This is a genomic window from Pseudomonas sp. SDO55104_S430 (assembly GCF_054070595.1).
Map to the genome: position 1 here is coordinate 1 of NZ_JBSVXG010000285.1, position 6,343 is coordinate 6,343.

General features: G+C 60.9%; 7 protein-coding genes and 1 pseudogene. 7 read left to right on the forward strand and 1 reads right to left on the reverse strand.

Annotated elements, in window-relative coordinates:
• Window positions 1–150 precede the first annotated feature (150 nt).
• Window positions 151–1,023, forward strand: a complete 873-nt coding sequence (gene trxA / locus ACW9JE_RS27595) for a thioredoxin (RefSeq protein ID WP_457434558.1) — start codon at window positions 151–153, stop codon at window positions 1,021–1,023.
• A gap of 61 nt (window positions 1,024–1,084) precedes the next feature.
• Here the strand turns inward: trxA and ACW9JE_RS27600 are convergent, their stop codons facing one another.
• Entirely contained in the window at window positions 1,085–1,426 is a 342-nt protein-coding gene (locus ACW9JE_RS27600; protein WP_224541838.1) for a hypothetical protein, read from the reverse strand.
• A 134-nt stretch (window positions 1,427–1,560) separates the two neighbouring features.
• Here ACW9JE_RS27600 and ACW9JE_RS27605 point away from each other — a divergent pair, with 134 nt between their 5' ends.
• From ACW9JE_RS27605 to ACW9JE_RS27630, 6 genes and pseudogenes are all read left to right on the forward strand, one after another.
• Window positions 1,561–2,151, forward strand: coding sequence for a DUF2796 domain-containing protein (locus tag ACW9JE_RS27605; RefSeq protein WP_224541840.1), 591 nt, complete (start codon window positions 1,561–1,563; stop codon window positions 2,149–2,151).
• A 157-nt stretch (window positions 2,152–2,308) separates the two neighbouring features.
• Complete coding sequence (locus tag ACW9JE_RS27610) at window positions 2,309–3,019, forward strand: ABC transporter ATP-binding protein (protein WP_224541842.1); 711 nt, start codon at window positions 2,309–2,311, stop codon at window positions 3,017–3,019.
• A gap of 1 nt (window position 3,020) precedes the next feature.
• Entirely contained in the window at window positions 3,021–4,286 is a 1,266-nt protein-coding gene (locus tag ACW9JE_RS27615; protein ID WP_457434559.1) for an ABC transporter permease, read from the forward strand.
• Between the two features lie 11 nt (window positions 4,287–4,297).
• Entirely contained in the window at window positions 4,298–4,816 is a 519-nt protein-coding gene (locus tag ACW9JE_RS27620; RefSeq protein WP_224541846.1) for a DUF3299 domain-containing protein, read from the forward strand.
• A 236-nt stretch (window positions 4,817–5,052) separates the two neighbouring features.
• Window positions 5,053–5,751, forward strand: coding sequence for an OmpW/AlkL family protein (locus ACW9JE_RS27625; protein WP_224541848.1), 699 nt, complete (start codon window positions 5,053–5,055; stop codon window positions 5,749–5,751).
• Window positions 5,752–6,135: 384 nt separating this feature from the next.
• A pseudogene (locus ACW9JE_RS27630) lies at window positions 6,136–6,343 on the forward strand (IS110 family transposase); the annotation flags it as partial.

Here is a 6,343-nt window from a genome sequence, read left to right on the forward strand (position 1 = left end):
GCTCCTACAGGTCCCCCGTTGTCTGTAGGAGCGAGGCTTGCCCGCGAAGACGTCCGGTCAGGCAACACGCCACTCAATACCCGCCCCCGCTTCCGGCCACACCCCGCCAGGCCGTATAGTTGCCCCATTCACGCTTTTACGAGATCCCCCATGAGTCAGCAAACGCCGTACATCTTCGACGCCACGACTGCCGATTTCGACCAGTCGGTGATCGAGAACTCTTTCCACAAACCGGTACTGGTGGATTTCTGGGCCGAATGGTGTGCGCCGTGCAAAGTGCTGATGCCGATGCTGCAGACCATCGCCGAGAGCTATCAGGGCGAGTTGCTGCTGGCCAAGGTCAACTGCGATATCGAGCAGGACATCGTCGCCCGCTTCGGCATTCGCAGCCTGCCGACCGTGGTGCTGTTCAAGGATGGCCAGCCTGTCGATGGCTTTGCCGGCGCGCAACCCGAGTCGGCCGTTCGCGCCCTGCTCGAACCCCATGTCCAGATGCCGCCACCGGCCGCGGCCGATCCGTTCGAACAGGCCCAGGCGCTGTTCGATGACAGTCGTTTTGCCGACGCCGAAGCCATCCTCACCGTCCTTTTGGGCGAGGACAACACCAACGCCAAGGCGCTGATCCTCTACGCGCGCTGCCTCACCGAGCGCGGTGAACTGAGCGAAGCGCAAACGGTGCTCGATGCGGTCAAGAGCGATGAGCACAAGGCAGCCCTTGCCGGCGCCAAGGCGCAGATCAAGTTCCTGGGCCTGGCCAAGGACCTGCCCGACGCCGCCGACCTGAAGGCGCGCCTGGCGAAAGATCCGCAGGACGATGAAGCGGTTTATCAGCTGGCCGTGCAGCAACTGGCTCGCCAGCAGTACGAGGCGGCGCTCGATGGTCTGCTGAAGCTGTTCATGCGCAACCGCAGCTACAGCGAAGGTTTGCCGCACAAGACGTTGCTGCAGGTGTTCGAGCTGCTGGGTAATGATCACCCGCTGGTGACCGTGTACCGTCGCAAGTTGTTCGCTGCGCTTTATTAAGATCAAAAGATCGCAACCAGCAGTTCCCCCGTAGAAGCTGCCGGCTGCGATCTTTTTCGTTTCACTCGATCCAGCGGTAAATCGGCGTATCCGCGCCACTCTCCACTTTCACATCCGAACTGTGCCGCAGGCGCACCAGCAGCCGCTTGCCTGAAACCGCGTTGCCGGTCAGCCCTTCCAGCTGATCCAGCAGATCCGGCCCGCTCAATTGACCGGCCTTGCGCAGCAAATCCCTGGCGATCTGCCACAGCGCCTCATCCTGATTCGGCGCTTTGGCCGGTGTTGCGACGACCTCGGTTTTTTCCACCTGCAATTGCGCGCCGAACCGCGCCCAGTCGGCCTCATCCATCTCCAGCGTCAAATCCACCGGCCACTCGCCGATGCTTCCGCGAATTCGCAACATAGGTCTGCTCCCGCATATTTCTTCGCTGCATGCTCCCATGGGACTTGTGCAACGCCAAGCAGGCAGTCAAACTCTCCGCACTTACGTTATAAGATTACATAACATTTCTTTCATTTGCTTTCCGGAGATTCGCCATGCGTCGTCTGTTGCTCGCTTTGCCGTTTGCCCTGTTGCCGCTGGCTGTCGCCCATGCTGCAGACGAGCATGATCATGACCACGACCATGAGCACGGCAGCCTTGGTGCCCACGAACACGGTGTCGGGCGCCTGAACGCAGCGCTGGATGGCCAGACCCTGGAGCTGGAACTGGATAGTCCGGCGATGAATCTGGTGGGCTTCGAACACGCCGCCACCACTGACGCCGACAAGGCCAAGGTCGTCGCCGCCCGCAGCCAGCTGGAAAACCCGCTGGCGCTGTTCAGCCTGCCGAAGGCCGCCGGTTGCGTTGTGACGAGCCAGGAGCTCAATAGCCCATTGTTCGGCGACAAGCCGGACGCCGACGATGATCACGATGAAGACGCCAAAGACGAACATCATCACGACCACAGCGAAATCCACGCCCACTACAGCTTCACCTGCGCCACTCCGGCCGCGCTGAAAACCCTGGACCTGGCGAATATCTTCAACACTTTCCCGGCGACCCAGAAAATTCAGGTACAACTGATCAGCCCGAACGGGCAGCAAGGGGTGGAAGTCACAGCCAAGGCTGCGTCCCTGAAATTCTAAATTCACTTGTAGGAGCGAGGCTTGCCCGCGAAGGCGTCCTGACAGGCAACATCAATGTTGACTGTAATGGCCTCTTCGCGGGCAAGCCTCGCTCCCACAGTGGATTGTGTTGAATGTGAAAATTGAGACAAATCTCCAACTCAATGAAATCGGCGCCATGACCCAAGCACTCATCGAACTGTCCGACCTGGGCTTCAGCTGGCCCGGTCATCCACCGCTGCTGGACATCCCGGCCTTTCGCCTGGAACCGGGCGAAACCCTGTTCCTCAAGGGCCCCAGCGGCAGTGGCAAGACCACCCTGCTCGGCCTGCTCGGCGGTGTGCAAAAGCCCGATCGCGGCAGCATCCGCCTGCTCGGGCAGGAGCTGACGCAACTGTCGGCCGGCGCCCGCGATCACTTTCGCGTCGACCACACCGGCTACATCTTCCAGCAGTTCAACCTGCTGCCGTTTCTGTCTGTGCGGGAAAACGTCGAGTTGCCCTGCCACTTCTCCAGGCTGCGCGCCCAGCGGGCGAAGCAGCGGCACGGCAGCGTCGACCAGGCCGCCGCGACACTGCTCGCCCACCTCGGCTTGAAGGATGAACACATCCTCAGCCGCCGCGCCGATTCACTGTCCATTGGCCAACAACAACGGGTCGCCGCCGCGCGGGCCTTGATCGGCCAACCGGAACTGGTGATCGCCGACGAACCGACCTCCGCCCTGGACTACGACGCCCGCGAAAACTTCATTCGCCTGCTGTTCGCCGAATGTCGCGAGGCCGGTTCGAGCCTGCTGTTCGTCAGCCATGACCAGAGCCTGGCGCCGCTGTTCGATCGTCATCTGTCGCTGGCCGAACTCAATCGCGCCGCCACTGTTTCCGAGGTCTGAGATGTACTTGTTTCGTCTAGCCATGGCCAGTCTGGCTAACCGCCGCTTCACCGCGATCCTCACCGCCTTCGCCATCGCCCTGTCGGTCTGCCTGCTGCTGGCCGTGGAACGGGTGCGCACCGAGGCCAAGGCCAGCTTCGCCAGCACCATCAGCGGCACCGACCTGATCGTCGGCGCGCGTTCGGGCTCGGTGAACTTGCTGCTGTACTCGGTGTTCCGCATCGGCAATGCCACCAACAACATCCGCTGGGACAGCTTCGAACACTTCGCCAGCAACCCGAAGGTGAAGTGGGCGATTCCGATGTCTCTCGGCGATTCCCATCGCGGTTATCGGGTGATGGGCACCACCGAGGCCTACTTCGAGCATTACCAGTACGGTCGCCAGCAACACCTGGAACTGGCCGATGGCCGCGCCTTCGCCACCGATCCGTTCGAAGTGGTGCTCGGCGCCGAAGTGGCGGACGCCCTGCACTACAAGCTCGGCGACAAACTGGTGCTGGCGCACGGCGTGGCGGCGATCAGCCTAGTCAAGCATGACGACAAGCCATTTACCGTGGTCGGCATTCTCAAGCGCACCGGCACCCCGGTGGACCGCACGTTGCACATCAGCCTCGGTGGCATGGAGGCGATTCACATCGACTGGCACAACGGCGTTCCGGCCCGGGGCAACGAGCGGGTCAGCGCCGATCAGGCGCGCAACATGGACCTCAAGCCGCAAGCGATCACCGCGTTCATGCTCGGCCTCAACAGCAAGATTTCCACCTTCGCCCTGCAGCGTGAAATCAACGAATTCCGTGGCGAACCGATGCTGGCGATTCTGCCGGGCGTGTCGCTGCAGGAGCTGTGGAGCTTGATGGGCACGGCGGAAAAAGCCTTGTTCGTGGTCTCGCTGTTTGTGGTGCTGACCGGGTTGATCGGCATGCTCACGGCGATTCTCACCAGCCTCAACGAACGTCGCCGGGAGATGGCAATTCTGCGTTCGGTCGGCGCGCGGCCCTGGCATATCGCGACCTTGCTGGTGCTCGAAGCGTTTGCCCTGGCGCTGGCGGGGGTGGCCGCTGGCCTTGCGCTGTTGTATGTGTGCATCGCCGCAGCCCAAGGTTACGTCCAGGCCAATTACGGGCTGTATCTGCCGCTGGCATGGCCAAGCGAGTATGAATGGACGCTGCTTGCTGGCATTCTGCTCGCCGCCCTGTTAATGGGCAGCGTGCCGGCCTGGCGCGCGTATCGCCAATCCCTGGCCGATGGCCTGTCGATCCGTTTATGAGGATGTTGAAAATGCCCCGCGCTCTGCTTGCGCTGTTGATGCTGGTCGCCCTGCCGCTGTGGGCAGCCGAGCCGAAGGAGCTGACCTGGTCGGAGATGATTCCGCCGGACGCCATGCCGGTGGTGCCGGACATGACGCCCCTGCACGACTTGTCGAAGATGAGCGATGCGCTGTCCGCCGAATCGGCGCCGGCGGCCAAACAAAGCGTGCCGAATGCGCCGGTGGTCAAGACCCTGGATGGCCAGGACATTCGCTTGCCGGGCTACATCGTGCCGCTGGAAGTGAATGAGGAAGGCCGCACCACGGAGTTCCTGCTGGTGCCGTACTTCGGCGCCTGCATCCACGTTCCGCCACCGCCGTCGAACCAGATCGTGCATGTCAAAAGCGAGGTGGGGGTGAAGGTCGACGAGCTGTATCAGCCGTACTGGGTCGAAGGGCCGATGCAGGTCAAGGCGTCCACCAGCGAGCTGGCGGATGCCGGGTATCAGATGCAGGCGGACAAGATCTACATGTACGAATTGCCGGAGTGATTCCGGCAGATTTGTATTGTTTGAAAGTCCGTCTTCGCGAGCAAGCCCGCTCCCACCCTGGAATGCATTTCAAATGTGGGAGCGGCGGTGCGACGATTCGACTTGCTCGCGAAGAGGCCATCAAAATCACCCCAAGGCTCACGTCTTCACTGTTTCCTTGAGCTGAGTCAAAAGACCGAATCGTTAGCCGCCTTACCATTGGACATCAAAAATTTTTAACGTCCTTTGGAGCCCCCATGAACAAGTCCCTGCTCGGCGCCACGCTGTTTGCTCTCGCGCTCGCAGCCCCGCTCGCCCACGCCCACGAAAAAGGCGACATCCTCCTGCGTGCCGGCGCGATCACCGTTGACCCCAATACCGACAGCTCCACCGTGAAGGTCGATCAGGGTCCATTGAGTGGTGCCGATCTGGGCGGCAAGGCGACGCTGAGCAGCGACACGCAGCTGGGCCTGAACTTCGCCTACATGATCACCGACCACCTGGGCATCGAACTGCTGGCGGCCACGCCGTTCGAGCATGACGTGAAACTCAAGGGCACCGCCCTGAGCGCAGCCAACGGCAAGCTCGGCAGCTTCAAACAACTGCCGCCGACCCTGAGCCTGGTGTACTACCCGCTCGACTCCAAGTCGGCGTTTCAGCCTTACGTCGGTGCGGGCGTCAACTACACCTGGATGTACGACGAACACCTGAGCAGCGAAGCCCGCGCCAACGGTTTCAGCAACTTCAACACGAAAAACTCCTGGGGCGTGGCCTGGCAAGTTGGTGCGGACTACATGCTGACCGACCACATCCTGCTCAACGCCCAGTTGCGCTACATCGACATCGAAACCCGCGCGACCGTGGAAAACAACGCCGTCGCACCGGGCACCCGGGCACGAGTCAACGTGGACGCAGATCCATTCGTGTACATGGTCGGTGTGGGCTACAAGTTCTAAAAATCGTTCACGTGGTGGGAACGAGCTGTAAAAAAAGGCGCCTGATGGGGCGCCTTTTTTCTATTCCTGCATTTTTTCCTCTGTGGGAGCGAGCCTGCTCGCGAAAAACGCAAGAACGCCGCGGAGTATCAGGCGTTGAGCGTCATCGTTCACGAACATCGCGAGCAGGCTCGCTTGTATGGTAGGACTTGAAGGGAGGAGGAGGGACAAGGCTCGTTTCTGACTGTTGACGCAGTGCAGACCGTGGGAGATTTCGCCCCTCCTCCTTTCACCCAAGCGCCGATAAAGAATGCATCTGGCTAGTGACCGACGATAGGAACAAGCCTGCGCCTCTGGGTGGCCCCTCAAGTGCTCAAACCATATCCCGGAGGAAGTCCTGTGGCAATGCCAGTCCCAGTCTCAAAACCCATCGTGGGCGTGGATGTCGCCAAGAGTGAGCTGGTGATTTACAACGCTGAACTGGATCTGCTTGAAAAGATTCCCAACACCAAACCAGCCATCAACAAGTGGTTGAAGGCCCTGCCGGGCGCCGTGGCGATTGAGTCCACCAATATCTACCACCTGGAATTTGCAGATCTGGCCTATGCAGCCG

What these genes read in the sequence shown, in the direction of transcription:
- trxA (WP_457434558.1), top strand. Translation starts at nt 151, where the DNA reads ATGAGTCAGCAAACGCCGTACATCTTCGACGCCACGACTGCCGATTTC.
- ACW9JE_RS27600 (WP_224541838.1), bottom strand. Translation starts at nt 1,426, where the DNA reads ATGTTGCGAATTCGCGGAAGCATCGGCGAGTGGCCGGTGGATTTGACG.
- ACW9JE_RS27605 (WP_224541840.1), top strand. Translation starts at nt 1,561, where the DNA reads ATGCGTCGTCTGTTGCTCGCTTTGCCGTTTGCCCTGTTGCCGCTGGCT.
- ACW9JE_RS27610 (WP_224541842.1), top strand. Translation starts at nt 2,309, where the DNA reads ATGACCCAAGCACTCATCGAACTGTCCGACCTGGGCTTCAGCTGGCCC.
- ACW9JE_RS27615 (WP_457434559.1), top strand. Translation starts at nt 3,021, where the DNA reads ATGTACTTGTTTCGTCTAGCCATGGCCAGTCTGGCTAACCGCCGCTTC.
- ACW9JE_RS27620 (WP_224541846.1), top strand. Translation starts at nt 4,298, where the DNA reads ATGCCCCGCGCTCTGCTTGCGCTGTTGATGCTGGTCGCCCTGCCGCTG.
- ACW9JE_RS27625 (WP_224541848.1), top strand. Translation starts at nt 5,053, where the DNA reads ATGAACAAGTCCCTGCTCGGCGCCACGCTGTTTGCTCTCGCGCTCGCA.